We start from the raw sequence: 26,500 nt of genomic DNA on the forward strand, positions 1-26,500 counted from the left end.
TCCCCCGGCGACCCGACCGCTGGCCGGTCCGGTCGCCGGGGACACGCCGCAGCGGGGCGCCCGCGCGTTGCGGGCGAACGGGCAGCGGTAGTCCCAGGTGACGGCGAATGCAGCGGTCATTTCCGGGGCAACATCCTTGTCCTGCTTGGTCGTCCCGGGGGAACGGGGTCAGGCTTGGCAGTACGAGTCCGAGGAGGCGTCGCCGCCCTGGAGGCGCACCTGGTGGACCCGCCGCCCGCGGAATTCGTCGCCGCGCGGAAAGAAGCGCTCGTCCACCGACAGGCCACCGCCGGCTTCCGGATCGGTGTCGATCTTGGCGAACCACGCGCCGACGCCGTCGGGGTAGAACTGGTCATCCCACGATCCGTACAGCGAGTTCGTCAGGTAGATGCGCCGACCGTCGCGGCTGACCTCCACCATCTGCACCCCGCCCGTCAGCGGCTCGTCCGGCGCGGCCGGGTGTGGGACGCGCCCGGTGATCCCGCCGAGGCGGACCGACCCGGTCTCGCGGGGGTGCGCCGGATCGCTGACGTCGTACTGCTTCAGCTCGCCGGTGCCCCAGCAAGAGACGTAGAGGAACCGGTCGTCGACGGATAGGTTGATGTCGGTGACCAGCGGTGGCACCGCGCCGAAGGGCTTGAGCGCGGGCGGGAGCTCGTCGGCGGGGGCGGGCTCGGCGGGGATGCTGATCACCTTCTCCGCCTGCCAGTCGCCGCCTTCGCGGTGCCAGCGCCAGACCGACGCGGAAAGGTCCTCGGTGCTGATGACCACGCCGGCGAAGCCCCAGGTGGCGCCGGGATCGTGCGACGGGCGCAGCTCCAGCACCATCTGGTGCTGCGCGCCGAGATCGACGCGCTGGAGGTGGCGCCCCTCGGCCAGGTCCCAGAAGTGCAGGGCGTGGCCGTACTCGTTGTTCAGCAGCAGTTCCGGGACGACCCCGTCCTCGATCATCGAGGGCGTGCCCCACTCGCTGGTGATCAAAGTGTTCTGGTTGAGGTGCCACCACGCGTCGTAGGCCAGGTGCTGCGGTCCCCGGTCGGTTTCCCACGCGCGCACGACGTCGAACGTGTCGTGGTCGAGCACCGCGATCCCGCCGGGCCCGTCGGCCCCGTCGGCGCCGCCGAGGCAGGACAGGTAGATCCCGTCCGGGCCGCAGTGCAGCGTGTGCGGCCGGGAGTAGCCGGCCTTGGCAGCGAGTTCGCCGGCCGCCACGGTCCGCACCAGCCTCGGCTGCCTCGGATCTGGGTGGGTGTCGTAGATGTGGATGTTCGACGATCGCAGTCCGGGTAGCAGCAGGTAGCGGCGCTGCAGGCCGTCGGTGTGGTGGCCGGCGTGGGCGAACGCGCTGCTGCACGCGTTCCAACCGAAGTGGTGCAGTTCGTCGCCCCGGGTCGGCAGGTCGGCCCAGCCGACCACCTGGCCGTAGGTCGCCGATTCCGGATCGGTGTCCACGACGGTGAGCGCGTCCGGCTGCTCACCGGCACGGTCGAACGCGACGACGTAGGCCAGTCGTTCGGCGGGCGCGGCGATGGCTTCGCCCGGGCTGCGGTAGAAGGTTGGATCGAGCTCGTGTTCGGCTGGAGAACTCATCTCGTCCCCTCGACAGAACGGTTTCGCCACTCAGCGTCTCGAACGCACAGCGGAGCGTCGAGACTTTTCCACATCGTAAGAACCGGCACGCGTGCGGCTCAAGCGGGCTGGTAGGTCAGGCAGTCCACGATGTCCTGCTCGTAGCCGACGGAGATGCCGGGTGCCTGGCATTCGAGGTGGTTGTTGTACCGGCAGTCGGACATCTTGCAGGCGCCCACATGGCCGACCACGTCCGGCACGCCGCCTTCGACCGGAGCGGTGCAGAACGTGTCGCACTGCGCGCGGAGCGGATCGCCGATGGTGATGGCTAGGGCATGGCAGTTCTGGCCGTGGTTGAACGCGCAGTTATCGGCGGTGCACTTGTTCACCAGAGGCATTTCCATGATTCCCACCTGATTTCATCGGCAACAACCACCATGATGGGCCGGGCCCGGCGGCCCGGCATCAGATCCGGTGGGTGCCGAAGTCAGCCGTCGGCCCGGCGCTGCCGGCGCAGCAGGAAGCGCTGGATCTTGCCGCTCGGCGTTTTCGGGAGCTGTTCGACGAAGTGCACCGCGCGCGGGTAGGCGTGCGCGGCGAACTTGCGCTTCACCAGTTGCTGGAGGTCCGCGACCAACGCGTCGTCCCCGGTGGCCCCGGCGCGGAGCACGACGTAGGCCTCCAGGACCTCGCCGCGGAGCGCGTCGGGCACGCCGATGACGGCCGCCTCCGCCACCGCGTCGTGGCGCACCAGGACGCTCTCGACGTCGAACGGTCCGATGCGGTACCCGGCCATGATGATCACGTCGTCGTCGCGGGAGGAGAAGAAGAACGCCCCGTCGGCGTCCCGCGTCCCGGCGTCGCCGGTGAGGTACCAGCGTCCGTCGGCGGAGAAGCGTTCGGCGGTCTTCTCCGGTGCGTCGGTGTAGGCGGAGAACCACATGAGCGGGCTGTCCGCGACGCGGAGCGCGATGCGCCCGGCGGTGCCCGGGGGCGCCGGCTCGTCGCGGTCGTCGTGCAGCACCTCGGCGGACCATCCCGGCAGCACCGCGCCCATCGACCCCGGTTTGACCGGCTGGCGAACGCCGTCGGCCCAGCCGTTGACGATGACCATGCCGTGCTCGGTCTGGCCGTAGTGGTCGCGCACCGTCACGCCCAGTTGGTCTTTAGACCAGGACACGACCTCCGGGGTCAGCGGTTCCCCGGCCGAGGATGCACGGCGGAGCCGGATCCCGTCGGGAACCGCGGCCGCGCCGGTCCGCAGGCTGCGGTACACCGTGGGCGCGGCGGCGAAGTTCGTGACGCCGAATTCGCGCATGACCTGCCAGGTCAGCTCGGCCGAGAACCCAGCGTGCAGCAGGATGCTGCGCCGGCCTGCGGCCAGGGGACCGAGGATCGCGTAGTACAGGCCGTACGCCCAGCCCGGGTCGGCCGCGTTCCAGAACACGTCGTCGTCGCGGACGTCGAGCCCGAACTCCAGGTAGGCCTGGAACGAGGCCACGGCCTTGATCGGCACCGGAACCGCCTTCGGGGTTCCCGTGGTGCCCGAGGTGAACAGCTGTACGAGGACGCCCTCTCCGCCCAAGCGGGCCGGCTGCGCGGTCGGCTCGTCGCCGCTGTACCGGTCGAGCAGCGCGGCGAAGGACAGCTCGCCGGGGGCGTCTCCGGCGACGATGACCCGCCACGGCGCGTCGGCGGGCATGTCCTCGCCTGGCTCCAGCTTGGCGCGCTGATCCGCGTCGACCACGACGATCTGCGCGTCGCTGGCGTTCAGCCGCAGGGCGATGGCGGGCGGCGCGAATGCGGTGAACAGCGGCACGTGCACGGCGCCGCGGCGCCAAATCCCCAGCAATGCCACGACAAGGTCGGCCGACTTGCCCATCAGCACCGCGACCGCGTCACCCGGCTCGACGCCCAAGTCGGCGAGCGCGGCGGCGAACCGCGCCGAGTCCCGGCGCAGCCGGCCGTAGGTGAGGTCGCGGCTGGACAGGTCCGCCTCGACGACGGTGCAGGCCACGGCGTCGGCGGGGTGCTGATCGCACAGCAGCTCGGCTGCGCACGCTGCCGGCGAATCGAACCGGGCGAGAAGCTCGGCGACTCGTTCCAGCTGCGGTGTTGTCCTGGCTGCGGCGCTCGACTCCATGCTCACCGAAGGCCCCTTCCTGCCGTGCGCTCCTTTGCCCCGGCATTGCCAGCGGCTATGCTCCGCGCCACACATCATGCCGCGATACCCCCGGAAGGGGTGAACGGATCGTGCACTTGCGCCCGGCCGATGGGGACGCCTTCCGGCACTGATCGGCGGCACGACGAGCCACCGGGTTCACCTCCGGGTGCGGCGGGTGGGGGTCGCGGTGGCGGGGTCTTCCGGCCACGGGTGCTTCGGGTAACGACCGCGAAGTTCCGCGCGCACCTGCTGGTACCCGCTGCGCCAGAACGAGCCGAGGTCGGCCGTGACCGCCGCCGGCCGCCCTGCCGGGGACAGCAGGTGCAGCACGACCGGGACCCGGCCGTCGGCGATGCGGGGCACGTCCTGCCAGCCGAAGACCTCCTGCAGCTTCACGGGCAGTGCGGGGCGGTCGTCCCGGTAGTCCACCTTGATGCGGGAGCCGGACGGGACCTCGATCCGATCCGGCGCGAGTTCGTCCAGCCGCCTCGCGGCCGACCAGGGGATCAGCCGTCGCAACGCGACGCCCGCCGGAATCCGGAGATCGGCCCGCCGCCGGGCCGCCGAGAGCTCGGGCTCCAACCAATGGTCCACTGCGGACAGAAGCGCTCCGTCGTCGGTGGCGGGCCAGGGATCGCCGAGCGCGGCGTGCAGGAACCCGAGCCGCTGGCGCAGCCGCCGCGCATCTTCGTTCCAGGACAGCAGTTCCAGCCCCTCGGCACGCAGGCCCGCCAGCAGCGCCTTCCGGACTTCGGTGGGGTCCGGGTCGCGGATCGTCCGCTGGCTCAGGACGATCGCGCCGAGCCGCTCGATCCGGACCGCGCGCACATCGCCGTCGGCCCAGCCGATCTCGTCGCCGGTGGTCACCAGGGCGGGCGCCGCGCTCCGGGCCAGCTCCTCGCCTGCCGGTGCGGCCATGCGGACGGTGCCGTAAGCGCTGCCAGGGGCCCGGTCGGCGACAGCCACGACAAGCCATTCCGAGCCGCGCAACCCGGAGTTGCCGGGCAGCTCCACCGCCGTGCCGGACGCCATCAGGTACACCGCCGAGTCCGCTCCCCGGCGCCGCGCGAGCCGCTCGGGCTGCGCAAGCGCGACGACCAGCGCCGCATCGTCGCGATCGGAGGTTCCGGGGTGCGGCTGCACCGACGCACGCAGCCTGCGGACCTCGCGGCGCCACCGATCGCTGCCCGGCGCGCCCCGCCGCAATCGGGAAAGTGCGGTTGTCACGTCGATTTCGTTGGTCAGGGCATCGTTGTCGAGGAGGGCGACGACCTCGGTGGCGATGTCCACACCCGCCAGTTCGCAGCCGTCGAGCAAGGCCCGGGCCAGCCGCGGATGCAGGCCCAGTTCGGCCATCCGGCGGCCCCGGTCGGTCACCGCGCCGGAGGGTTCCAACGCGCCGAGCCCGCGCAGCACCTCCCGGCCCGCCGCAAGCGCACCGGCGGGCGGCTTGTCCCACCACGTCAGCGCCGACCCGTCAGGCGTTCCCCAGCACGCCAGTTCCAGGGCCAGCCGGGTCAGGTCCGCCGTCCGGATCTCCGGTTCCGGGTAGGCGGGCAGCGTGCTGTGCTCGTGCTCCGGCCAGCACCGGTACACCACACCCGGCCCCTGCCGGCCGGCGCGGCCCGCCCGCTGCTCGGCCGCCGCCACCGACACCCGAACCGTGGCCAGCCCGGCCAGGCCGCGCCGGTTGTCCACCCTCGACACCCGGGAAAGGCCCGAATCCACGACGGCGCGCACGCCGGGCACGGTCAGGCTCGATTCCGCGACCGCCGTCGCCAGCACCACCCGGCGCCGCTCCCCCACCCGCAGCGCCGAATCCTGCTGCGCGTGGCTGAGCCGCCCGTGCAGCGGCAGAACGTCCACATCGGACCTATCGAGTTGGCCAGCGACGCGGCGGATTTCGGCGGCCCCGGGCAGGAACGCCAGCACATCGCCGTCTTGCTCGGCCAACGCGGTGCGCACCGCCCGCGCCACGCAAGACTCGATCCGCTCGCCTCGCGCCGGCGGCAGGTACGCGGTTCGGACCGGGTGCGTCCGCGCGTGCGCCTCCAGCACCGGGGCGGCGCCGAGCAGTTCCGCCGCCCGGCCGGCCGCCACCGTGGCCGAGGTCGCCAGCACCTGGAGATCCGGCCGCAGACCGTCCCGCGCGTCCAGCAGCAACGACAGGAGGAGATCCGCGTCGAGATGCCGCTCGTGGCATTCGTCGAGCATCACCACGTCGACCCCGGACAACTCGGGGTCGGATTGCAGCCTCCGCACCAGCAGGCCGGAGGTCACCACCTCGACGACCGTTTCCGCACCACGACGGCGCTCGCCCCGAACCGAGTACCCCACGCGCTGCCCGACCTTCTCGCCGAGCAGGCTCGCCATGCGCTCCGCCGCGGCCCGGGTCGCCAACCGCCGCGGCTCGGCGACCACGACGCGCAGGCCCTGCTCGGCAAGCGCCAACGGGACCAACGTCGTCTTCCCGGTGCCCGGCGGAGCCACCAGCACCGCCGTGCCGTGCTCGGAAAGAGCACGGGTGACGTCGCCGAGCGCGGAACGTACGGGAAGATCCGGGAAGTCGAGCATAACGGCCCCATACTGCCATCCCGGCCAGCCGACGCCCGATGCCCGCTCGTCTAGGGCTACCAGCGCTTCGAGTGAGGCATCACCGCGATCGCGGTGCTGATCATCATCGTGCTGGTGCAGGCGGCCCAGTACCTGGGCAACTTGTTGTCCCGCAAGGCACTGCGCAGCTGATGACACTGGGCTCGTGATCAACCGCGTGGGCGTTCACCCCGGTTCCGTCCGGGGCGAACGCCCACCGGCGCTGGCGGGGCGTCGCTATCCAGGCGGTCCGCGATGAGGCCCAGCAGCGATTCGACTTCCGCCTGGTCGTAGCCGGCACCGGCTACGGGCTGCTCGCGGAAGACGACGGCCTGCACGTCCTTCGAGGTCAACGTGTCGGTGCCGCGCAGGGTCGCGGCGACGCGGTCCAGGAAGTCGTCGACCTGGGCCTCGTCGTAGCCGGGCTTGTTCGCTGTCGAACCGCTCAGCACCACGCTGCCGATCGCCTCCGAGGTGAGCTGGGGCATCTCCGGGCCCACCGGTCGCGGAAAGGTGCGGCCGATCGGGATACGCCGCGTCGGAAGGTCCCCCTGGCGCGGTGTCATGTGCTTGATGATCGTGGAGACCATGACGAGGAAGGCGAAGACGCTGGCCTCCTGGTAACCCGGTTGGCCCGGCCCGGGAGGGTTGAACCGGACGCCGAGCACGTCCTGCGCGGTGAGCGTGTCGGCGCCACGGAGGGTGGCTTCGACGCGGTCCATGAACGCGTCGACCTCGGCCTTGTCCAGCGCGGACTGCGACGTCGCGTGGCCGTCGAAGACCTCGACACGTCCCGGCGGCACGCGCTCGGCGACCCGCTGCGCCGGTTCGGGCCGCGGCGCCGCCACAGCCCGGTCGACGCGCCGGACCACAGTCTTCCGCTCGCTCGCCGTGCGGCTCCCCCGCTGCCCGCGGCGCTCGGACTCCCGCACCTCCAGCTTCATCAGGGTCAGCGCGATCTGGTCCAGGAACTCAGCTACTTGGGTCCTCTTGTAGGCCCGCCCAGGTTTGCCCGGGCTGAACCGGGCGGTAAGCACATCGCGTACGGTCACCAGCCGCTTCCCTCGCAGCGTCGCCTCGACGCGTTCGAGGAACTCGTCGACCTCTGCCTCGTCGAAGCCGCGGCTGCGCCGCCACGTCCTGGCGAACGCAACGTTGTGCACGTCGTCGGGGGTGAGCATTCCTCGTGCCTCCAGGGCATGCCGCGTCCACTTCTCGGACGCTTGCCCGGCGTGCCACGCCTGAGCCCCCGACCCGCCCGTTCTGCGCGAACAGCTTGCCCAAGGCCAGGCGCGAGATCAAGCCTTCCGACCACCCCGGAAATGGGGCGTTCGCCCCACGCTGCGCCGCGTGCCCGGCCGACTTCGGACAGTGCGCCCAGCAGGCACGTCCGAACGGCCCAAGCCCCACCCCGTTAGATCATCCACTTAGGACTGTTGGTCCGCCACGCGCGCGAGAGCCAAGATGGGGGTACCGCACGACATCGGAGGGCACGATGACCGACAACACCGGTGAGCAGCCGAGGATCCAGCGATCGCCCAAGCGGGTGCGGGCCTACCTCCGCGGCCGGCTGGTCGCGGACACCAGGGGTCCGATGCTCGTTTGGGAGCACCCCTACTACCCGACCTACTACCTACCGGCGGAGGACGTCCAGGCGAAGCTGCGCCCGACCGGTGAAACCCGCCACATCGACCGCGTCGGGGACGGTGACGTGCACGACGTGCTGGTCGATGGAACCGTCGCCGAGGGCGCCGCCGTGCAGTTTCCGGACTCCTCTGCGGCACCGGGCCTGGTGCGGCTCGAATGGGGCGCGATGGACGAGTGGTTCGAGGAGGACGAGCCCGTGTACGTCCACCCCCGCGACCCGTACAAGCGGGTCGACGTCCTGGCCAGCTCGCGGCACGTCACCGTGCGGATCGGCGGCGTCGTCGTGGCCGACTCGCATCGCCCGCACGTCCTGTTCGAGACCGGGCTGCCGCCGCGTTCTTACCTCCCGCTGACCGACGTCCGGATGGACTTGCTGCGGCCGTCGAACCGGCGAACCCAATGCCCGTACAAGGGAACCGCGACGTACTGGAACGCGATGATCGACGGCACCGAACACGCCGACATCGCCTGGACCTACCGCACGCCGCTCCCGGAGAGCCAGAAGATCGCCGGTCTCGCCTGCTTCTACGACGAGCGGGTGGAGATCACCATCGACGGCGAACGCCAGGAGCAGCCGCGCACCCCGTTCTCCTGATCATCCATCGTGGACGGTCTTCGGGCGACCGCTGCGGCCTCGATGGTCGAGGAGCGGCGCCCGTAAAGCCTTTCCAGCGCCGCATTAATTCGCTCCCGCCTCCGCTCGGGCGTTTCGTCGACGGCGACGTAGACGCGTTTGGCGATCGCGAATTCGGCCGCGTCCCGCTCCTGCTCGGCGAGCACGGCGACGACGGTCCGGACCCGCTCCGCGAACTGGTTCAGCCGCAGCGCCTCGGCCGCTTGTTCCAGCGCGAAGTACGTCTGCATCGCGCCGTCGAGGTACCCGGCCATCAGCTTCCAGTCCACCGGGTTCAGAGCGGCGCTGCGCACCCGGATCAGCGAAACGCATCCGCTGTGGCCGTTGCTTGGCGGGTCGGGGCTTACGTCACTTGAAGGTTCCGGACTCGTCGGCCAGCCGGACCAGCAGCGGCGCCGGTTCCCAGGCTTCGTCGTGGAACTTGCGCAGCGCGGCCAGCACGTTGGCCGTGCCCACGGCGTTCGCGTAGTGCATCGGGCCGCCGCGGTGGCGGGGGAATCCGTAGCCCGCCAGGTACACCACATCGATGTCCGAGGCGCGCAGCGCGATTCCCTCGTCGACGATCCGCGCGCCCTCGTCCACCAGTGCGAAGACCAGGCGCTGCACGATCTCCTCCGCCTCGAAGCTCCGGCGCTTGATGCCGTGCTTCTTGTGGAACGAGGCCAGCAGCTCGTCGACGACCGGGCTCGGGATCGCCTCGCGGCTTCCGGACTGGTAGTCATACCAACCCGCCCCGGTCTTCTGGCCGAAACGCCCCAACTCGCACAGGGCATCGGAGATCTCGTCGCGCGGCGCGTCGGGGTCCTCCGCATAGCGGCGCTTGCGGATCGCCCAGCTGATGTCGTTGCCCGCCAGGTCGCCCATCCGGAACGGGCCCATCGCGAAGCCGAAGCCCTCGATCGCGGAGTCGACCTCGGCCGGCGACGCCCCGGCGCGCACCAGCTCCATCGCCGCCTCCCGGTACTTGGCCAGCATCCGGTTGCCGATGAAGCCGTCGCACACCCCGGACACCACTGCGGTCTTGCCGACCCGCTGGCCCACCGTCATCGCCGTGACCAGCACGTCGTCGGCGGTCTCGGCGCCGCGCACGACCTCCAGCAGCTTCATCACGTTGGCGGGGCTGAAGAAGTGCATGCCGACGACGTCCCGGGGCCGCCCCGTCACCGCGGCGATCGCGTCGATGTCGAGGGTCGAGGTGTTCGACGCCAGGACCGCGCCGGGCTTGGCCGCCGCGTCGAGTTTGGTGAACACCTCGCGCTTGACGGCCATGTCCTCGAAAACCGCCTCGATGATGAGGTCGCTGTCGGACACGTCGGCGTAGTCGAGGCTCGGCATCAGCAGCGCCATCCGGCGTCCGAGCACGTCGGCGGCCAGCTTCCCCTTGTTCACCTGGGCCTGGTAGTTCCGGCGGATGATGCCCAGCCCCCGGTCCAGCGCCTCCTGGCCGGTTTCCACGATCACGACCGGGATACCTGCGTCGAGGAAGTTCATCGCGATCCCGCCGCCCATCGTGCCCGCGCCGATGACGGACACCTTCTCGACGGCGCGGGCCTGCGTCTCGCGCGGGACGTCGGGGAGCTTGCGGGCGGCCCGCTCCGCAAAGAAGGCGTGCCGCAGCGCGGCGGACTGCGGACCGCCCATCAGCTCCAGGACCGTCCGGCGTTCCTCGGCCATCGCCTCGTCGAACGGCGCGGTCCCGGACAGCTCCACCAGTGCGAGCGCGGCCAGCGGCGCCTCGAACCCGCGGCTGCGACGGCGCAGCGGCTCGCGCATCGCGCTCACCTCGTCGACGCGGCCGACGCTGAGGTCCCGGACCTTCGGCAGCGGCCGCGCCGCGGCGATCTCGCGGGCGAACTCCGTCGCGGCCGCCACCACGTCGCCGTCCACGACCCGGTCCAGCAACCGCTGCCCTTCGACTCCCGCGAGCGCCTTGGCGGTGCGCGGCTTGCCGCTGGTGATCATCTCGGCCGCTACCGCGGGCCCCACGACGCGCGGCAGCCGCTGGGTGCCGCCGGCGCCGGGAACGAGCCCGAGCGTCACTTCCGGCAGCCCGAGTTTGCTGGCGGCGGTGGCGACCCGGTAGTGCGTGCCCAGCGCGAGCTCCAGCCCGCCGCCGAAGCACGTGCCGTCGATGGCCGCGACGACCGGTTTGCCGGCGGTCTCCAGCGCGGCGATGACGTCGCCGAGCGTCGGCTCGGCCGCGGACTTGGGCGTCCCGAACTCGGTGATGTCGGCACCCGCCGAGAAGAAGCCCGGACGGCCGGTCAGCACGACGGCTTCCACGTCGGCGGAGTCCAGGGCCCGGCGCAGATCCCGCACGATGCCCTCGCGCACGGCGTGCCCGAGCCCGTTGACCGGGGGGTTCTCGATTCGGATGATCGCGACGGGACCATCGAGGGCGTACTCGGTGGACATGCAGCAGACCCGCTCTCTGGTTGTGCGTTGTTCTCGGCTCATCGGCCCTGGAAGACGGCCGCGCACCGTTCCACGAAGGACTGGACGCCCTCCCGGAAATCCTCGGTGGCGAACACACCTTCTCACGGATTCGGGGGAGTTCGGCGATCTCAACGCCTGGCTGTAGCGACTGGTCGAGGAGGGTCCGGGTCACACCTGGAAACACCCGTGAGCGTTTGTGGGTGCCATAGCACCCACAAACACTCACGGATGTTCCCGAGCCGCTTCGGGGTCTTACGCTGTCCGCATCACACAACGCTCCGCCCGCGGCGCACCCGGCAAGCACTGCACGGCAGCGTGTGAACGTCGATCAAGACAGGAGTTGCAACTTGAGCGAGCCGACGTACTACGCCCCCGAGGGCGGCCTGCCGTCGCAGACCACGCTGCTGACCGACCGGGCCGTCGTGAAGGAGGCGTACACCGTCATCCCTCGTGGCGTGCTTCGCGACATCGTCACCAGCAACCTGCCCGGGTGGGACAACACCCGCGCGTGGATTCTCGCCAAGCCGATTGCCGGGTTCGCCACCACGTTCGCGCAGTACATCGTCGAGGTCTCGCCCGGCGGTGGGAGCACCGAGCCTGAGCCGGAGAGCGGCGTCGAGTCGGTGCTGTTCCTGCTCACCGGCACGCTGAACGTCGTCATCGAGGGCGAGAAGCACGTCCTCACCGCGGGCGGGTACGCGTACCTCCCGGCGGGCGACAGCTGGTCGGTGGCCAACGAGTCCGACGCCGCGGCGGCCTTCCAGTGGGTCCGCAAGGCCTACGAGCCGGTGGCGGGCTACCCGACGCCGAAGGCGTTCGCCGTGCAGGAGCAGGACATCGAGCCGACACCGATGCCCGACACCAACGGTGCGTGGGCCACCACCCGGTTCGTCGACCCGAACGACCTCTCGCACGACATGCACGTCAACATCGTGACGTTCGAACCCGGCGCGGTGATCCCGTTCGCCGAGACGCACGTGATGGAGCACGGCCTCTACGTCCTCGAGGGCAAGGCGGTGTACCGCCTCAACGACGACTGGGTCGAGGTCGAGGCCGGTGACTTCATGTGGCTGCGAGCCTTCTGCCCACAGGCCTGCTACGCGGGTGGTCCGGGCAAGTTCCGCTACCTGCTCTACAAGGACGTCAACCGGCAGATCAAGCTGACCTGACGCCCGTCGCAGGCACGGCGCAGCGGTGGCCCGGCGGATTCCGCCGGGCCACGCTCGTTCACACTGGTGCATCGCCGGGGCGCATAGTAGAACAAGGGTGTCGGACCCGGCGCCGGCGAGCAGGCGCACGGGGAACACCGCACGGGAGGCGCCCGTGACTCCGAGCCAACAACCTCCGGGATTCCTGCCGATCGCCGACCACGGGTTGATCGGCGACTTGCGCAGCGTGGCGCTGGTGGGCACCAACGGCACGATCGACTGGTACTGCTGCGGCCGCTTCGATGGTCCGAGCGTCTTCGCCGCCATCCTCGACGCCGACCGGGGCGGCTCGTTCGAACTCGCGGCCGACGTGCCCGCGCGGACCAAACAGTTCTACTTCCCGGACACCAACGTGCTGATCACCCGGTTCTTCGCCGAGGACGGCGTCGGCGAGATTCAGGACTTCATGCCGATCGTGAACGACTCGCGCGAGGCAGGCCGGCACCGGCTGATCCGCCGGGTGGTGTGCGTGCGGGGGTCGCTGCCGTTCCGCGCCCGGGTGGCGCCTCGGCTCGACTACGCCACGCGTCCGCACACCCTGCGCATCGAGGGCTGCCACGCGATCTTCGAGTCGGAGTCGCTGTCCCTGGCACTGACCGCAAGCGTGCCGGTCGAGCCCGATGGAACGGACGTTTGGTCGGCGTTCAAGCTGCACGAGGGCGAGGTCGCGGTCTTCGCCCTCGACCAGGTCGGCGGCGACGTGATGCCCCGGACGTGCCCGCTTGCCGAGGCCGAACGCGAGTTCGCCGCCACGGTGCGGTTCTGGCGGCAGTGGCTGTCCGCGTCCCGCTACCGCGGTCGGTGGCGAGAGATGGTTCACCGATCTGCGCTGACGCTGAAACTGCTCACCTACGCGCCGACCGGCGCGATCGTGGCCGCGCCGACGACGAGCCTCCCGGAGAGCATCGGCGGCGCGCGGAACTGGGACTACCGCTTCGTGTGGATCCGCGACGCCGCGTTCTGCGTTTACGCCCTGCTGCGGCTGGGGTTCACCGCGGAGGCCGAGGCGTTCATGGGGTTCCTGTCCAAGCACGTCGACCTCCGCCACTGCGACTCGTCGGGACCGTTGCAGATCATGTACGGCATCGACGGGCGCAGCGAACTGCCCGAACGCGAAATCCCCCACCTCAGCGGCTACCAGGGCTCCGCCCCCGTGCGCGTCGGCAACGCCGCCGTCCACCAGTTCCAGCTGGACATCTACGGGGCGCTGATCGACTCGATCTACCTCTACGACAAGTGGGGTGCGCCGATCTCCAGCGAGCGCTGGGACGACGTGGTCGGCGTGGTGGACTGGGTCTGCGCCAACTGGGACCGACCCGACGAGGGCGTCTGGGAAACCCGCGGCGGACGCAAGAACTTCCTGTACTCGCGGCTGATGTGCTGGGTGGCGATCGAACGCGCCATGCGGCTGGCCAACCACCGGGGTCTGCCCGCCGACATCCCGCGGTGGCGACAGGCCCGCGACACGATCTACCGGCAGATCATGAAGCGCGGCTGGTCGGACAAGCGGCACGCGTTCGTCCAGCACGAGGAGGACGACGTGCTCGACGCCGCGGTGCTCATGATGCCGTTGACCAAGTTCGTCTCCCCGACGGACCCGAAGTGGCTGTCCACGCTCGACGCGCTGGGCGAGCACCTGGTGTCGGACTCGCTGGTCTACCGCTACGACCCGCAGGCCAGCCCGGACGGGCTGCCGGGCACCGAGGGCACGTTCTCGATCTGCTCGTTCTGGTACGTCGAGGCGCTGACCCGCGCCGGACGCCTCGAAGAAGCCCGGCTCGCCTTCGAGAAGATGCTCACCTACGCAAACCACCTCGGCCTCTACGCCGAGGAGATCGGCCACACCGGCGAACAACTGGGCAACTTCCCCCAGGCCTTCACCCACCTCGCCCTGATCAGCGCCGCCTTCAACCTCGACCGAGCCCTCGGCTGACGACCGACGCGATGCCACCGGCGCAGGCCCCCCCTGGGGGCGAACGATAATGTGCCCGCATGCAGCTCGTGTCCTTGCAGGGTGTCGATCTCGACACCCTGCGCGCCGTTGTCGATGATCGCTCCTACACACGTGGTGTGCAGTACGCCGAGCAGCACGCGGTCGTGCGGATGCACTGGGACGATCCGGAAAACGCCCTCGCCGGCACCGTGCACGGCCGGACCGGCGATTTCTACCAGACGGTGGCGTACTTCCGCGAGCTCGGCGGCGCGTCTCTCGGGTTCGCGAAAGGCAAGTGCGACTGTCCGGTTTCGTTCAACTGCAAGCACGTGGTCGCTCTTGTGCTGACCGCGACGCAGGAAAGAAAGAAGCGCCCGGCCCCGCCGCGTCCGGCGCGGCAGGCCCAGAAGAAGAAACAACCGACCACGCGTCGAGCACAGGCAGACGACTGGGAACGGGTCCTGGGCGCACTACTCGAACCCCAGCCGAACCAACCGACGTATTCCGCTGAAGCGTTGCCGGTGGCGATCGAACTTTCCGTGCAGAAGACCCCGGCATTCGGCCGGGCGCCGGCTCCCGCACCCAGGTTGATGGCTCGGCTTGTGCGGCCGGGCAGGTCCGGCTGGGTCGCCGGAAACCTGAACTGGTCGAAAGTGAGCTCGCCGCATTACTACTACGGCGAGTACCTGGACTCACACCTGCGGGTGTTGCAGGAGTTGTACGCCTTCTACCAGGCGAGCTCGCGCCACTCGGGCTACTACGGCGAGGTCAAGACCATCGACCTGTCCGAATTCGGCTCTCGCCAGTTGTGGCCGTTGCTGGACGAAGCCAAGGCGGTCGGGCTGCGGTTGGTGCACGCGCGCAAGGCGCTCGGCGATGTCGCGCGCTATGCCGGCGAGCTCTGTCTGGACGCCAGGGAGCACGACGGCACGCTGGCGGTCGCCCCCACGTTGCACATCGACGGCGAAAGCACCGATGCTGTGCCGATCCTGTTCATCGGCCGCGAGGGGCATGGCGCGGTATGCGTCGACCGCGCACGGCTTCAAGGCGACGTCGATCTCGGCCAGGTCCAGCTTCGCCTCATCAAGCTCGCCAGAGGCGTGCCGCAACAGCTCCAGCAAATGGTGCGCAGCGGCCAGCGACTGGAAATCCCAACCGCCGAAAGCGCCCGGTTCAGCCAGCAGTACTTCCCTCGGCTGCGCCACCTGGCACCGATCATCTCCGCCGACGAGTCGTTCACCCCACCAGCGATCTCGGATCCCACGCTCGTGCTGCATGCCGACTACGGCGCTAAGCACAATCTCGAACTCAGCTGGGAGTGGGCCTACGACATCGGCGAGGAGCAGCGACGCGCGCCGCTGGCCGCGGACCAGACAGGTGCCGCGGGCTATCGCGACCTGGTCGCCGAGCGCGAAGTGCTCGCCGGGCTCAATGCTCCGCTGGACCAATTTGGTCTGCGGGGCTACGACCCCGAGCCCAGCCGCAGCGGTCACGCCGCGCTCAACGACACCGCGCTCAACGACACCGCGCTCGACGCCATCGACACCATGCGGTTCACCACCGAGCTGTTACCGCTGCTCGATGACCAGCCGGGCGTTGCCGTCGAGGTCAGCGGGGAGCCGGCCGACTACCGCGAGGTAAGCGACTCGCTGCAGATCGGCGTGGCTACCCACGACGTTTCCGGCGAAACAGACTGGTTCGACCTTGGTGTGAGCATCAGGATCGAGGGAAGGGAAGTGCCGTTCGCCCGGGTTTTCTCGGCTCTGGCGACGGACCAGACGCACCTGCTGCTCGATGACGGAGCATACTTCTCGCTGCAGAAGCCCGAGTTGCAGACGCTGTACAGGCTGATCGAGGAAGCGCGCACGCTGCACGATTCACCAGGCGAAACGCTGCGGATCAGCCGCTTCCAGGCTGGGCTGTGGGACGAGCTCGCCGCACTCGGTGTCGTCGACGGCCAGGCGACCGCCTGGCGCAAGCAGGTGCAGGGCCTGTTGTCGCTGGAGTCGCTGGATTCGCCCGATGTTCCCGCAACGCTCGCGGCCCAGCTGCGCTCGTACCAGCGGGACGGCTTCGATTGGCTGGCGTTTCTGTGGCGGCACCGCCTCGGCGGCATCCTCGCGGATGACATGGGGCTCGGCAAGACCGTGCAGTCGTTGGCGTTGATCTGCCACGCCAAGGACACCGAACCGGACGGCGCACCGTTCCTCATCGTCGCGCCGACGAGCGTGGTGTCGAACTGGGCTTCCGAAGCGGACCGATTCGCCCCTGGCCTGACGACCGTGCCGATCACCGAAACCCGGCAGCGCCGGGGGCAGGACCTCGACGCGGCCATCGAAGGCGCCGATGTGGTGATCACGTCATACGCGTTGTTCCGCATCGATTTCGACGAATACCACGAGCTGCCGTGGTCCGGGCTGATCCTGGACGAAGCCCAGTTCGTCAAGAACCACCAGTCGAAGATCTACCAATGCGCCCGGCGGCTGCCCACCGAGTTCAAACTCGCGGTCACTGGAACGCCGATGGAGAACAATCTGATGGAGCTGTGGTCGCTGTTGTCGATCACCTCGCCCGGACTGTTCCCGAACCCGACGAAATTCCGGCACTACTACGCGACTCCCATCGAGAAGCAGGCCGACACGGAACTGCTCGCTCAACTTCGGCGACGAGTAAGACCACTGGTCAAGCGCCGCACCAAGGAACAGGTCGTCGCCGATCTTCCGGAAAAGCAGGAGCAGGTCCTGAACGTCGACCTGCATCCTCGGCACCGCAAGCTCTACCAGACCCACCTGCAACGAGAGCGGCAAAAGGTGCTCGGTCTGATCGACGACATGAACAAGCACAGGTTCACCATTCTCCGTTCGCTGACGTTGTTGCGTCAGCTCAGCCTGCACGCCGGGCTCGTTGGCGACGAGCACCGGGACATGCCGTCCGCCAAGCTCGACACGCTGATCGATCAACTCCGGGACGTGGCCGCCGGTGGACACCGTGCACTGGTGTTCAGCCAGTTCACCGGATTTTTGGATACGGTGCGCGCCCGGCTGGCGACCGAAGGTCTGGACTACTGCTACCTCGACGGCAAGACCCGGGCCAGGGCATCAGTACTCAAGCGCTTCAAGGAAGGATCGGCCCCGGTTTTCGTCATCAGCCTGAAGGCCGGCGGGTTCGGGCTGAACCTGACCGAGGCTGACTACTGCTTCCTGCTCGACCCGTGGTGGAATCCCGCGACCGAGGCGCAGGCGGTGGACCGGACCCACCGCATCGGGCAGACACGGAACGTCATGGTGTACCGGCTGATCGCCAGGGACACCATCGAAGAGAAGGTGATGGCGCTCAAGGCCCGCAAGAGCGAACTTTTCGCCGGCGTTATGGACGAGGGCAATCTGTTCGGTGCTGGCCTGAACGCAGAAGACATCCGCGAACTGCTCACCTAGCCGGAAAGTCGCCCCGGTAATCGACGCCCCACACGCACCACGCCTCGATTACCGGGTGGTTTCCAGCTGGCCGCGGTCCCAGCCACCGCGTTCGGCGGCGGCTTCGTAGGTGGTCTGCAGGAACTCGAGCAGGGTTGCATCCGGGTCCGCTGCGGTTCGCACGGTTTCGTAGGGCAGCAGGAATTCGCCGAACTCGGGGTTGTAGGAGGCGTCGTCCGGGCGGACCGGGTGCTGGGCATACCCGGCGGGTTCAGGGTACGCGTAAGAGTAGAAGGTGCCCTCACCGGGTCCGCCGGGCCAGAAGCCGCAGCTGCTGAGCTCGTGGGAATAACCCTCGACCATCACCCAGTCCGCGCAGTTGGGGGCGCCGCCCGGATGTTCCGGTGCGGTGCGGCCGGAGAACCGGGTGACCGCCAGGTCCATCGCGCCCCAGAAGAAGTGGACCGGGCTGACCTTCCCCACGAACCGGGACCGGAATTCGGTCAGCACCCGGTGGGCGGCGAGCAGCTGCCGCCAGAACAGGCGCGCGTGCTCCGGGCTGTAGGAGGCGTGTTCGGTGTCTTCCTCGAACGGGATGGCATGCTCGATCTCCCTCGGCATCGTCCAGAAGGAAACCGGCAGGTCGAGCTCGCGGAGCGCGGCCATGGTCTCCCGGTAGAACTCCGCGACCGATTTCGGCTCCAATCGGACCTCCCGCGCGTCGCCGCTGCTGGACCGGATGTGCAGCTGGTGTGCGCAGAAGTCGAACTCGATGTCGAAGGACCGCCCGCCGTGCGGCATCACCGAGGTGGTCAGCCCGCGAGCCGAGACGTACAGCGGAACCTGCCACCAGTGGTTGACCATGGGCTCCATCGCCAACCGGACCTTCCCCACGACCTGGGTCCACATGTGCAGCGTGTCGCGAGTATCGGCCCAATCCTGCACGCGCAGCGACGGCCAATCCCCGACCGAATCTCGAACACCCGTCATAGCCGCCCCCCGGCACGCGTGACTGACGGCCCCAGTGTGCATTCCCCACCACCCCGCCGCGCTGCGGAGCGCTCTTTCGAACGTGCATGCGTTTCCTCGCGAAATCGCGCCCGACCAGTGTGAGAACGCCACGGCCTGGCAGGGCGCGACCCCTCGACTAGCGCTGTGCAGCGAGCCACCCGAACCGATGGAGCGCGCGGGCAAACCGCTCCGTTTCGGCAGCCAGGAATCCAAGGCTTGCCGTATCGACATCACCGAGGGAGATCTGCTCCGCTTCGCAGGCGAGGTCGCCCTGGAGCAAGCGCATGGCGGACACCATTTGTCCAGGAGTGTCGATCCGCGCCGGGATGCCGTCCGCCGCCAAAGCGTCGGATTCTCCTTGCCCACCAGCGCTTCCGAATGCGGCGGACACGATGCAGTCCGTGCACTCCCGGACAGCTCGGGGCAGACCGAGCGTCAAACCAGCCGGCTGCGAACATTCCTCGACTTCGTCGAACTCGAGGACCTGTCGGCACCACGTGACGATGAGCGAATCCCTTGTGCGGCAAAGGATGTGGGTGAACCGACACCACTCCGGGACAACGCCCCGACGGTACTGGAAGTACCGGACCTCGCCCCTCTCCGATATCCCGCAGGCCCGTGACATGGCGCGTGACTCCTGCATTTGCCCCTCCTCGAGTGAAGCGGATCTAAACACTGCCTAAGTTGAAGAAACCTCACTAGATCTCAATATCATCGTGAGTACACTCAAGTTATCGCAAGAACACTCAGAGTGGCATCGATCGATCGGGTACACGCTGACCGGTTGTGATACTGAGATCGACAATCTGTCGACCGCTCCGAGAACACAGGGAGAGCTACATCGATGGGACAAGCACCTGCGTCGAGCACCGTTCGGGCTCTTGAGCTGGGAATGCGCCTGCGCGAACGCCGCGAACAGCTTGGGCTCACGGCCGCAGCAGTGGGCAAGCAGACCGGCATCGGCGGCAACAACATGTCGTCGATCGAGATCGCGAAGCGCAAGCTCACCGCGACCAAGCTCGACGAACTCGCGCGCGTCTACGAGCTCTCCGCCGACGAGCACGCCGAACTCGAAGAGCTGCGCGCACAAGCCGGGCAGCGCGGCTGGTGGGACGACTACGCGCGCATGTACTCGGAAGACTTCCTGCGCTTCCTCGGTCTTGAGGCTGGCGCGTCTGCGACACGTGAATACGCGCCCGAGACCATTCCTGGTCCATTGCAGACTGCTGACTACGCCCGCGCCATGATCCGAGGCGGATCGCCCTACATCAAACCTGTCGACGTCGGTCCCCGCGTTGAATCCCGACTCGCGCGGCAAACTCGCCTACAAGGTCCCGACCCGTTCACGTGCACCGTCGTCATCGGTCAGACCGCCCTCCGCCAAGAGGTCGGCAGTCGCGAGATCATGGCAAACCAGCTGGCACGTCTTGCCAAACTCGCCGAAGACAGCCATGACCACCTCAGAATTCACGTCATGCCCTACACGGCGGGCGCGCATCCGGTCATCGGCGGCGGGCTCGTCTTGTTGGCGTTCGATTCTCGCTGGCTGCCCGACATGGTCTGGCAGGAGTCGGTGACCACGGGATCTTTGATCGACAAGCCGCACGTGGTGCGCGAACTCAGTGCCAGCTTCGACGAAGCGGTGGACCGCGCACTGGATCTCGATGCTTCGCTTGAGATGATCCATCAGGTCCGCAAGGAGATGGAGACGTCATGAACACCGCTGCCTCATCCACGCAGCCGACAACCGGCTGGTTCAAGAGTTCGTTTAGCAACCCGTCGCAAGCGTGCGTCGAAGTTCGCTTCAGCGACAGGGCAGTTTATGTTCGGGATTCCAAGGACTGCGGCGAAGGTCCTGTCATCAGCGTGTCCGGCAACGCTTGGTCGACGCTGCTCGCCGAGGTCGCCGGGCGACTTCCCGTCGGCACCAGCGGCACCATCCGCATCGTGCACCGCACCGACGGCGGGGCCGATCTCCAGTCGCTTCCCGCGCGCTCGTTAACGCTGTCCTACACGGCGGCCGAGTGGGATGCCTTCGTAGCTGGGGTCCGCGCCGGCGAGTTCGACCTTCCGCACTCCGCCCAGCCAGCGGCCTGATCCGCACGGGGCTGTGAGTCTCGTGGCCGCCCGAAAGACTCACAGCCCCGTGCCGTGTCAGGGAGTCACCTGAAGGCCGCCGACCGCACCCGCTTCGGGCCTTGGCTGATCGTGCAATCATGTAGTGCTGTGGAGTCCACCCGTGTTGATCGCTGGCTTTGGGCCGTCCGGCTGACCAAGACCCGTCCGGACGCCGCCGCAGCCTGTCGCGGCGGGCACGTGCGCGTCAACGACCGCCCCGCCAAGCCCGCGACCACCGTGTGCCCCGGTGACGAAATCCGAGCGCGCGTCGGTGACCGGACCCGGATTGTCGAGGTGGTGCGGGTGATCCAGCGGCGCGTCGGCGCGGCCGATGCCTCCACCTGCTACATCGACCGGACGCCGGCCCCGCCGCCGGAGGTCACGATGCCGGTGGCCCGCCGCGAGCGGGGCGCCGGACGGCCCACGAAGCGCGACCGCCGGATGATCGAAAAGTTCCGCGACGGGGGGATCTGACCGGCGGGCGTGCTCCTGGTTCATCGCTGCCCGGTCCGGGAAGAAGCGGGTCACCCCTGCCGGGCCCACCATCATGTAACGGACGATCCGTGGCGCCGTGAGGACCACGACCGAGGCCCGCAGCTCGTCGTAGCGAAACCGCCGACCGCGCACGGGATCGCTCACCCGGTGCCCTGGCCGGTGACCAGCCACTCCGCGATCAGAGCTCTATCAAGGCACCAGGCACGCGCGGTGGCGGCAGCGTCGTCGTCGGTGAACAGGTACTCCCACATCACCGACGGTGGCTTGCCGGCCATCGAGTTGATGTCGAAGACTCCTATCCGCAGCGACTGTATACATTCGCAGCGGTTCAATGCGAGAGGAAGGTTCCCGGATGTCCGGTGAGGTCGACGTGGCGATCATCGGCGGTGGATTGCTCGGGCTGGCAACGGCGAGGGCGGTGCTGCGCGCACACCCGGACGCCGCCGTGGCTGTCCTGGAGAAGGAATCGCGGTGGGGCGCGCACCAGTCCGGGCACAACAGCAACGTGATTCACAGTGGCCTCTACTACGCCCCGGGCAGCCTCAAAGCGCGACTGGCCCGCGCCGGCGGGGAGGCGATGATTCGCTACTGCGAAGAGCACGGCGTGCCGGTCAAGCGCACCGGCAAGATCGTGGTCGCCACGGCCGAGGACCAGTTGCCGCGGCTGGACGCGCTCGCAGTCCGAGGCCGGGAAAACGGGGTCACGGTGCAGCGGTTGAGCCGCGCCGATATCGCCGAGCGGGAACCGCACGTCGCCGGGGTCGGCGCGTTGGCAGTCGCCGACACCGCGATGACCGACTTCGGCCAGGTATGCCGCGCCTTCGCCGCCGAGCTCACCGCACTCGGCGCCGACCTGCGCACGAACTCGCCGGCGCGGTCGTTCACCGTCGGCCGCGACCGGACAGTCGTCCACACGCCCACCGGCGAGGTCCAGGCGCGGATCATCGTCAACTGCGCCGGCTTGCACAGCGACAAGATCGCCGAAGCCGCCGGGCACCTGCCGCCGGTGCGGATCATGCCCTTCCGCGGCGAATACGCCGAGATCCGCCCGGCTCGCCGCGGGCTGATCAACAATCCTGTCTACCCGGTTCCCGACCCGGAGCTCCCCTTCCTCGGCGTGCACGTGACGCCGATGCTCGACGGCACCGTGCACGTGGGTCCCAACGCCGTGCCCGCCCTGGCGCGCCAGGGATACCGGTGGCGCGACGTCGACCCGCGCATGCTGGGCGAACTGCTGCGCGACCCCGCCCTGCGCGGGCTCGCGCGACGCTATTGGCGTTACGGCCTCGCGGAAATCAGCCGATCGCTGATCTGGCCGCTGTTCGTCCGCGAAGTCCGCCGGATGCTGCCGGAGATCAACGGCGAAGACCTGCGCCGGCACGGCAGCGGCGTGCGGGCGCAGGCCGTCAAGGCCACCGGCGAGCTGGTCGACGACTTCGTCATCAGCCACACCCCGCGCGCGATCCACGTGCTCAACGCCCCGTCGCCGGCGGCGACTTCCAGCCTGCTCATCGGCAGCCACATCGCCGCCGAGGCCTTCGACCAGCTCGGGCTCGCCGACATCGCCCGGAGCGTGCGCGAGTCCCGGACCGGCATCTGACCCGGAAACCCGTCGCGGCGCAACCACGTGCCGCGACGGGCGTCGTGGGGTCGTGAGTGAGTTTTCCGGTAAGAACCGGAATCATCACTCACAAGCTGGTGCGTGGGGTCGTGAGTGAGTCTTCCGGTAAGAACCGGAATCATCACTCACAAGCTGGTGCGTGGGGTCGTGAGTGAGTTTTCCGGTAAGAACCGGAATCATCACTCACGAGCTGGTGCGTGGGGTCGTGAGCTGGTGCGGGTGGCGTGCGGCTCGGGTTTCTCCACTTCGGCGGGCAAGCCGCCGGTGATCCGCACCAGCTCGCCGAACGTCGTCGGGAACATCGCGTGCTTGGAGCCCGCGCCCGCCCAGACCTCCGGGTGGTCGGCCAGCATCCGGTCCACCACGGTCCGGATCGGCCGCGGGCGATCAGGTGGTGCAGGACGCCGAGCACGTCGGCGGGCGTGGCATCGGAGACGTAGTACCGGTTCGGCTTGACGTGCAGGACGACGCGGTCCGCGCGTGCGGTCGTCAGCAGGTGGTCGACCAGCACCAGGTCGGCGGCCAGCTCGCCAGCGGAGTTGTCGGCGACGAGGTGGGCGGGACCCGGGCGCGGCGAACAGCGACCACAACAGCAGGCTGTCACCGGCCACCAATCCCGCCGCGGCGCCCTCGGTGCCCGCCGACATCCGGAACGCGAGGTCTGCCTGGTTTCCCCACACCGCGGCCTGCACCACGGCTTGAAACGCCGCGCCTGAAGAGGGTTCTGGCTGTTCACGGCACATCGGTTGCGGAGGCTGTGGTGGCTCCGCCGGGGGTGGTGAAGCCGGCCAGGACCCTCGCCGGGGTGCCGTTGGCGACCTTGATCGAGACGTTTCGTTCGCCTTGGTCGTTCACGTCGAGCTGCTGGTCCGCTAGGACTGCTCCGTTGCCGTCCAGCGCGAACAAGTGGACCCGGCCCGGGGCGTTCACGTCGAGGCGGGCGTGAACCTCACCATGCCCGGCTTGCGCACCGGTGAGCCCGGTTCCCGCGTCGCCCGCCGGCGGCGCGCCCCCCAGCGAGGTGTTCAGCCGTACCGCCTGGTCTATCGACCGCGGAGAGTCCACGGAGGACAGAGCGTCCGTAGGGAGGACCGGGGCAGGTGGCGGGGCCGGCTGGTCGGCCGGCCGGTCCTGGAGGATCGCCCAGCCCCAGCGGTACGGGTCGCCTTGCACGCCTCCCCAGGTGGACCAGCCGATCCGGGACTGACCGGTCAGGTCCTGGGTGTCCGAGTCGTACACCAGGACGTTCAGGCCCAGCTTCCGGGGATCGACCGAACCAGGCAGCACCCGCAGCGGGATGGCGAGCTCGACCGCGTACCCGCCCTCGCGCAGCTTGGACGCGAGCTTGACGCCGGGCGCGGTCTCCTCGCCCGGGCCCTGGTGGTTGTCGGCGTCCCTGGCGTAGCAGGGTGCCCCGGATCCGCTGGTGGTCGGCAGCACCGCCACCTTGAACGTGCTCGACGTGTTCTCCGAATCCGCCTTCGGGTCGATGGTGATCTCGACGGCGTCGGTGCGCCAATGCTGCTTGCAGTCCTCGGCCGTCAGGAGCGCGCCCTGCTGCTCGTCCATTACATCGACCAACGCGTACAACGTCTCATCGCGCCAGGAAAACCTTGCGGTAGCGGCACAATCCGGCGCCGCGCACTCCTCACCTTCCCACAGCGCGGATGCGTCGAGCGGTGTGCCCGGGTACTCCCCTGGTTCCGCTTCGCCGTCCACCACCGGCTCGGTGCCGGCTTGCGGAATCGTCGTGGCCGGTACCAGTTCCAGGGCTGCGGCGCTCTCGCCCGTCGCGCCGTCATCGGTGCGGGTGATCAGGGTGTAGGTGTGATCGCCGCCCTGCATTCCGGTGGGCATTTCCGGGTCCGTGCTGCGCACCCCGAAGGTGAGCATCGCGGTTTCCCCGGGAGCGATTGCCTGGAACGGCTGCTCGGCGTTTGGCACGTCGAACCCCTGAGGCGGCACGAACCGAACCGTGCCGGAACGGGGTTGCGCGCTGTAATTGTGCACGACCACTTGCACATCGCGTTCGCCGAGGGCCGGGACCGTCTGGACCGGTGCGACCTCGTTCTGCAGCAGCGGAAGCTGCGCTTCGGTGGTCCACCGCTGGAACTCCGCGACACCCGGCAGCGGCGCCTGCTCGGCCACGACCGGCGGGACGACGTCGAATCGCAGCTCGCTTTCCCCGCGGCCCTGCGGGGATTCGATGCGCACCGGCACCTGAACCCGCTCGGAGCGGTGCTGGCCAGCAACCGCCACCGCTAGGTCGACTCGTTCGGTCGCCCCCGGTTCCAGCGGCCGGAACGCGCCGTCGCCCTGGACTTGCCATCCTGGCGGCAGATCCAGCGCGACCCGACCCGCCCGCAACGCCGTGTTCGCCGGGGCGGTCACCTCGACCTGAACCGGCGTGCTCCCACCGGCGGTGATCCGCGAGCGCTCTGCGGTCGCGGTCAGCCCGGTTCCGGCCGGCAAGCCGCCGGGAATCGGCAGCAATGCCCCGAGCAACGGCGCATCCGCGCCTTGCGCCGCTGGCACGTGCGGCGCGCGGTTGGCCATCTCGGTGAGGTGATCGCATCCGATCTGCGCGGGATCGCCCGGGATGTCCGGCCGGGTGGCCCACCCCTGGCTCTGGTACACGCGTTCGGCGACGCGTTCCCGCTGCTCCCAGTTGGTGTCCCCGCCGACCCCGTACACGTAGTACTCGGGTCCCGGGGAATCCGCGGGGGTGGTGCGCTTCTCGCAGTCCGGGCCGCGGGCTTCCTCCTCCGCCCCGGCCGAGTTGGACAGCAGCCGGCGCACGGACCACGGCGAGAGTCCTTCGTCGCTGATCTGCTCCGGGAACGCCGCGGGATCGGCGGCCTGGCGGTAGGCCTCGAGCGCGAGCCGCGCCGCGTACTGGTGGTTGCCGTGGTTGCCCGGCGCGGGCGCGGGGTCCATGGTCACCACGACCTCGGGCCGGGTTTGCCGCACGACGCGAACGAGCTTCGCCAGCACCTCGTCGTAGTGCCAGGCCTGCTCGGTCAGCGGCGCGCTCACCGTGTAGTAGAGGTCGGGTTTGTCCAAGTTGTACACGTCCGAGATGCCGAGACCTCCGACAGCACGGCGTTCCTCGCCTTCGCGCAGCAGGCCCAACGCCGGTCCTTCCTCCGGCCCGACCGCGTTGCCACCCCCTTCGCCGCGGGTGATGGTCACGACACCGGTTCGCACCTGGTGGTCGTGCTGCCAGCGACCGAAGGTCGACAGCAGCGAAGCCTCGTCGTCCGGATGCGCCCCGACGAAGAGAACTTCCAGGTCTTGCGGCGAATCCGGCTGCGCGGAAGCCGTCGGGGCCAGAATCCCCGCACCCAGCGCCGCCGCCAGCGCGACAACCGAACCTGCACGAACCGATGACACCGATCCACTCCTCGGACGAGACGATCACGCGGCGCCGAGAATGGCACGGCCCCGATCTCCGCGCACCCAAGAACAGCTACCGCAGACGACATCTCACACTTCAGGACGACCGCGGTGCGGGAGCAGCAGGAGCGAAGATCGATCAAACTCGCTTCGCCGCGGCACGCGCGCTCGCGCGAATCAACCGCAGCACAGAGGTATCGCGGCGGGTCGGTCGCGCAACCAGGGAAATGGCAACCCAAGCCGCCGAACGGCTGGATCGCTGA

21 protein-coding genes and 1 pseudogene are annotated in these 26,500 nt (G+C 69.1%); 9 read left to right on the forward strand and 13 right to left on the reverse strand.

The annotated features are described in order from the left end of the window. Window positions 1-168: 168 nt before the first annotated feature. From FDZ84_RS32460 to FDZ84_RS32480, 5 genes are all read right to left on the reverse strand, one after another. Window positions 169-1,590 carry a selenium-binding protein SBP56-related protein gene (locus FDZ84_RS32460; RefSeq protein WP_168588959.1) on the reverse strand — a complete coding sequence of 474 codons (1,422 nt, stop codon included), beginning with the start codon at window positions 1,588-1,590 and terminating at the stop codon, window positions 169-171. 98 nt (window positions 1,591-1,688) lie between these two features. After that, entirely contained in the window at window positions 1,689-1,973 is a 285-nt protein-coding gene (locus FDZ84_RS32465; protein WP_168588960.1) for a DUF1540 domain-containing protein, read from the reverse strand. Window positions 1,974-2,056: 83 nt separating this feature from the next. Next, window positions 2,057-3,712, reverse strand: a complete 1,656-nt coding sequence (locus FDZ84_RS32470; protein WP_168590517.1) for an AMP-binding protein — start codon at window positions 3,710-3,712, stop codon at window positions 2,057-2,059. A gap of 177 nt (window positions 3,713-3,889) precedes the next feature. Then, window positions 3,890-6,307: an ATP-dependent helicase HrpB gene (gene hrpB / locus FDZ84_RS32475; RefSeq protein ID WP_168590518.1), complete on the reverse strand. Its 2,418-nt coding sequence runs from the start codon at window positions 6,305-6,307 to the stop codon at window positions 3,890-3,892. 188 nt (window positions 6,308-6,495) lie between these two features. Then, complete coding sequence (locus FDZ84_RS32480) at window positions 6,496-7,506, reverse strand: DivIVA domain-containing protein (RefSeq protein WP_168588961.1); 1,011 nt, start codon at window positions 7,504-7,506, stop codon at window positions 6,496-6,498. 314 nt (window positions 7,507-7,820) lie between these two features. On the opposite strand from FDZ84_RS32480, the gene FDZ84_RS32485 reads away from it, so the two are divergent. Beyond that, window positions 7,821-8,567 (forward strand): DUF427 domain-containing protein, encoded by a 747-nt coding sequence (locus FDZ84_RS32485; protein WP_168588962.1) that lies wholly within the window; start codon window positions 7,821-7,823, stop codon window positions 8,565-8,567. Here the strand turns inward: FDZ84_RS32485 and FDZ84_RS38245 are convergent. Beyond that, window positions 8,498-8,899 carry a hypothetical protein gene (locus FDZ84_RS38245; protein ID WP_210435258.1) on the reverse strand — a complete coding sequence of 134 codons (402 nt, stop codon included), beginning with the start codon at window positions 8,897-8,899 and terminating at the stop codon, window positions 8,498-8,500. The genes FDZ84_RS32485 and FDZ84_RS38245 overlap by 70 nt on opposite strands. A 55-nt stretch (window positions 8,900-8,954) precedes the next feature. Further along, window positions 8,955-11,021: a 3-hydroxyacyl-CoA dehydrogenase NAD-binding domain-containing protein gene (locus tag FDZ84_RS32495; protein ID WP_168588963.1), complete on the reverse strand. Its 2,067-nt coding sequence runs from the start codon at window positions 11,019-11,021 to the stop codon at window positions 8,955-8,957. Window positions 11,022-11,389: 368 nt separating this feature from the next. On the opposite strand from FDZ84_RS32495, the gene FDZ84_RS32500 reads away from it, so the two are divergent. From FDZ84_RS32500 to FDZ84_RS32510, 3 genes are all read left to right on the forward strand, one after another. Further along, window positions 11,390-12,211: a bifunctional allantoicase/(S)-ureidoglycine aminohydrolase gene (locus FDZ84_RS32500; RefSeq protein WP_168588964.1), complete on the forward strand. Its 822-nt coding sequence runs from the start codon at window positions 11,390-11,392 to the stop codon at window positions 12,209-12,211. A 154-nt stretch (window positions 12,212-12,365) separates the two neighbouring features. Then, window positions 12,366-14,183: a glycoside hydrolase family 15 protein gene (locus tag FDZ84_RS32505; protein WP_168588965.1), complete on the forward strand. Its 1,818-nt coding sequence runs from the start codon at window positions 12,366-12,368 to the stop codon at window positions 14,181-14,183. A gap of 59 nt (window positions 14,184-14,242) precedes the next feature. Next, window positions 14,243-17,617, forward strand: coding sequence for an SNF2-related protein (locus FDZ84_RS32510; RefSeq protein WP_168588966.1), 3,375 nt, complete (start codon window positions 14,243-14,245; stop codon window positions 17,615-17,617). A gap of 48 nt (window positions 17,618-17,665) precedes the next feature. Here FDZ84_RS32510 and FDZ84_RS32515 read toward each other — a convergent pair whose 3' ends face one another. Both FDZ84_RS32515 and FDZ84_RS32520 read right to left on the reverse strand, forming a co-directional pair. Beyond that, entirely contained in the window at window positions 17,666-18,586 is a 921-nt protein-coding gene (locus tag FDZ84_RS32515; protein WP_168588967.1) for a DUF5996 family protein, read from the reverse strand. A gap of 157 nt (window positions 18,587-18,743) precedes the next feature. Further along, window positions 18,744-18,998: a hypothetical protein gene (locus tag FDZ84_RS32520; RefSeq protein ID WP_168588968.1), complete on the reverse strand. Its 255-nt coding sequence runs from the start codon at window positions 18,996-18,998 to the stop codon at window positions 18,744-18,746. Between the two features lie 501 nt (window positions 18,999-19,499). On the opposite strand from FDZ84_RS32520, the gene FDZ84_RS32525 reads away from it, so the two are divergent. From FDZ84_RS32525 to FDZ84_RS32535, 3 genes are all read left to right on the forward strand, one after another. Beyond that, a complete protein-coding gene (locus FDZ84_RS32525; protein ID WP_246868588.1) occupies window positions 19,500-20,324 on the forward strand; it encodes a helix-turn-helix transcriptional regulator in 825 nt (274 codons plus the stop codon). Continuing rightward, a complete protein-coding gene (locus FDZ84_RS40225) occupies window positions 20,321-20,704 on the forward strand; it encodes a DUF397 domain-containing protein (RefSeq protein ID WP_168588970.1) in 384 nt (127 codons plus the stop codon). The genes FDZ84_RS32525 and FDZ84_RS40225 overlap by 4 nt, the downstream gene beginning before the upstream one ends. Before the next feature lie 129 nt (window positions 20,705-20,833). Next, on the forward strand, window positions 20,834-21,199 hold the full coding sequence (locus FDZ84_RS32535; RefSeq protein WP_168590519.1) for an RNA-binding S4 domain-containing protein: 366 nt from the start codon (window positions 20,834-20,836) through the stop codon (window positions 21,197-21,199). A 161-nt stretch (window positions 21,200-21,360) separates the two neighbouring features. On the opposite strand, the gene FDZ84_RS40230 is transcribed toward FDZ84_RS32535, so the two are convergent. Next, window positions 21,361-21,495, reverse strand: coding sequence for a hypothetical protein (locus tag FDZ84_RS40230; RefSeq protein WP_256413599.1), 135 nt, complete (start codon window positions 21,493-21,495; stop codon window positions 21,361-21,363). A gap of 77 nt (window positions 21,496-21,572) precedes the next feature. Here FDZ84_RS40230 and lhgO point away from each other — a divergent pair, with 77 nt between their 5' ends. Then, a complete protein-coding gene (gene lhgO / locus FDZ84_RS32540; protein WP_168588971.1) occupies window positions 21,573-22,820 on the forward strand; it encodes an L-2-hydroxyglutarate oxidase in 1,248 nt (415 codons plus the stop codon). Between the two features lie 200 nt (window positions 22,821-23,020). Here lhgO and FDZ84_RS39630 read toward each other — a convergent pair whose 3' ends face one another. From FDZ84_RS39630 to FDZ84_RS32550, 3 genes and pseudogenes are all read right to left on the reverse strand, one after another. Beyond that, complete coding sequence (locus FDZ84_RS39630; RefSeq protein WP_246868589.1) at window positions 23,021-23,194, reverse strand: hypothetical protein; 174 nt, start codon at window positions 23,192-23,194, stop codon at window positions 23,021-23,023. 86 nt (window positions 23,195-23,280) lie between these two features. After that, a pseudogene (locus FDZ84_RS41215) lies at window positions 23,281-23,577 on the reverse strand (ARMT1-like domain-containing protein); the annotation flags it as partial. Further along, window positions 23,574-26,234, reverse strand: a complete 2,661-nt coding sequence (locus tag FDZ84_RS32550; protein WP_168588972.1) for a sugar-binding protein — start codon at window positions 26,232-26,234, stop codon at window positions 23,574-23,576. The gene FDZ84_RS32550 and the pseudogene FDZ84_RS41215, both read right to left, overlap by 4 nt. Between FDZ84_RS32550 and FDZ84_RS32555 the strand changes: the two genes are divergently transcribed. Then, complete coding sequence (locus FDZ84_RS32555; RefSeq protein ID WP_168588973.1) at window positions 26,228-26,500, forward strand: hypothetical protein; 273 nt, start codon at window positions 26,228-26,230, stop codon at window positions 26,498-26,500. The genes FDZ84_RS32550 and FDZ84_RS32555 overlap by 7 nt on opposite strands.

This window comes from Saccharopolyspora sp. ASAGF58 (assembly GCF_012277335.1).
In the GTDB taxonomy this organism is placed as follows: domain Bacteria; phylum Actinomycetota; class Actinomycetes; order Mycobacteriales; family Pseudonocardiaceae; genus Saccharopolyspora; species Saccharopolyspora hattusasensis.

Coding starts and splice junctions, on each gene's coding strand:
- FDZ84_RS32460 (WP_168588959.1), bottom strand. CDS start 1,590: ATGAGTTCTCCAGCCGAACACGAGCTCGATCCAACCTTCTACCGCAGC.
- FDZ84_RS32465 (WP_168588960.1), bottom strand. CDS start 1,973: ATGGAAATGCCTCTGGTGAACAAGTGCACCGCCGATAACTGCGCGTTC.
- FDZ84_RS32470 (WP_168590517.1), bottom strand. CDS start 3,712: ATGGAGTCGAGCGCCGCAGCCAGGACAACACCGCAGCTGGAACGAGTC.
- hrpB (WP_168590518.1), bottom strand. CDS start 6,307: ATGCTCGACTTCCCGGATCTTCCCGTACGTTCCGCGCTCGGCGACGTC.
- FDZ84_RS32480 (WP_168588961.1), bottom strand. CDS start 7,506: ATGCTCACCCCCGACGACGTGCACAACGTTGCGTTCGCCAGGACGTGG.
- FDZ84_RS32485 (WP_168588962.1), top strand. CDS start 7,821: ATGACCGACAACACCGGTGAGCAGCCGAGGATCCAGCGATCGCCCAAG.
- FDZ84_RS32495 (WP_168588963.1), bottom strand. CDS start 11,021: ATGTCCACCGAGTACGCCCTCGATGGTCCCGTCGCGATCATCCGAATC.
- FDZ84_RS32510 (WP_168588966.1), top strand. CDS start 14,243: ATGCAGCTCGTGTCCTTGCAGGGTGTCGATCTCGACACCCTGCGCGCC.
- FDZ84_RS32515 (WP_168588967.1), bottom strand. CDS start 18,586: ATGACGGGTGTTCGAGATTCGGTCGGGGATTGGCCGTCGCTGCGCGTG.
- FDZ84_RS32525 (WP_246868588.1), top strand. CDS start 19,500: ATGCGCCTGCGCGAACGCCGCGAACAGCTTGGGCTCACGGCCGCAGCA.
- FDZ84_RS40225 (WP_168588970.1), top strand. CDS start 20,321: ATGAACACCGCTGCCTCATCCACGCAGCCGACAACCGGCTGGTTCAAG.
- FDZ84_RS40230 (WP_256413599.1), bottom strand. CDS start 21,495: ATGGCCGGCAAGCCACCGTCGGTGATGTGGGAGTACCTGTTCACCGAC.
- lhgO (WP_168588971.1), top strand. CDS start 21,573: ATGTCCGGTGAGGTCGACGTGGCGATCATCGGCGGTGGATTGCTCGGG.
- FDZ84_RS39630 (WP_246868589.1), bottom strand. CDS start 23,194: ATGCTGGCCGACCACCCGGAGGTCTGGGCGGGCGCGGGCTCCAAGCAC.
- FDZ84_RS32555 (WP_168588973.1), top strand. CDS start 26,228: ATGACACCGATCCACTCCTCGGACGAGACGATCACGCGGCGCCGAGAA.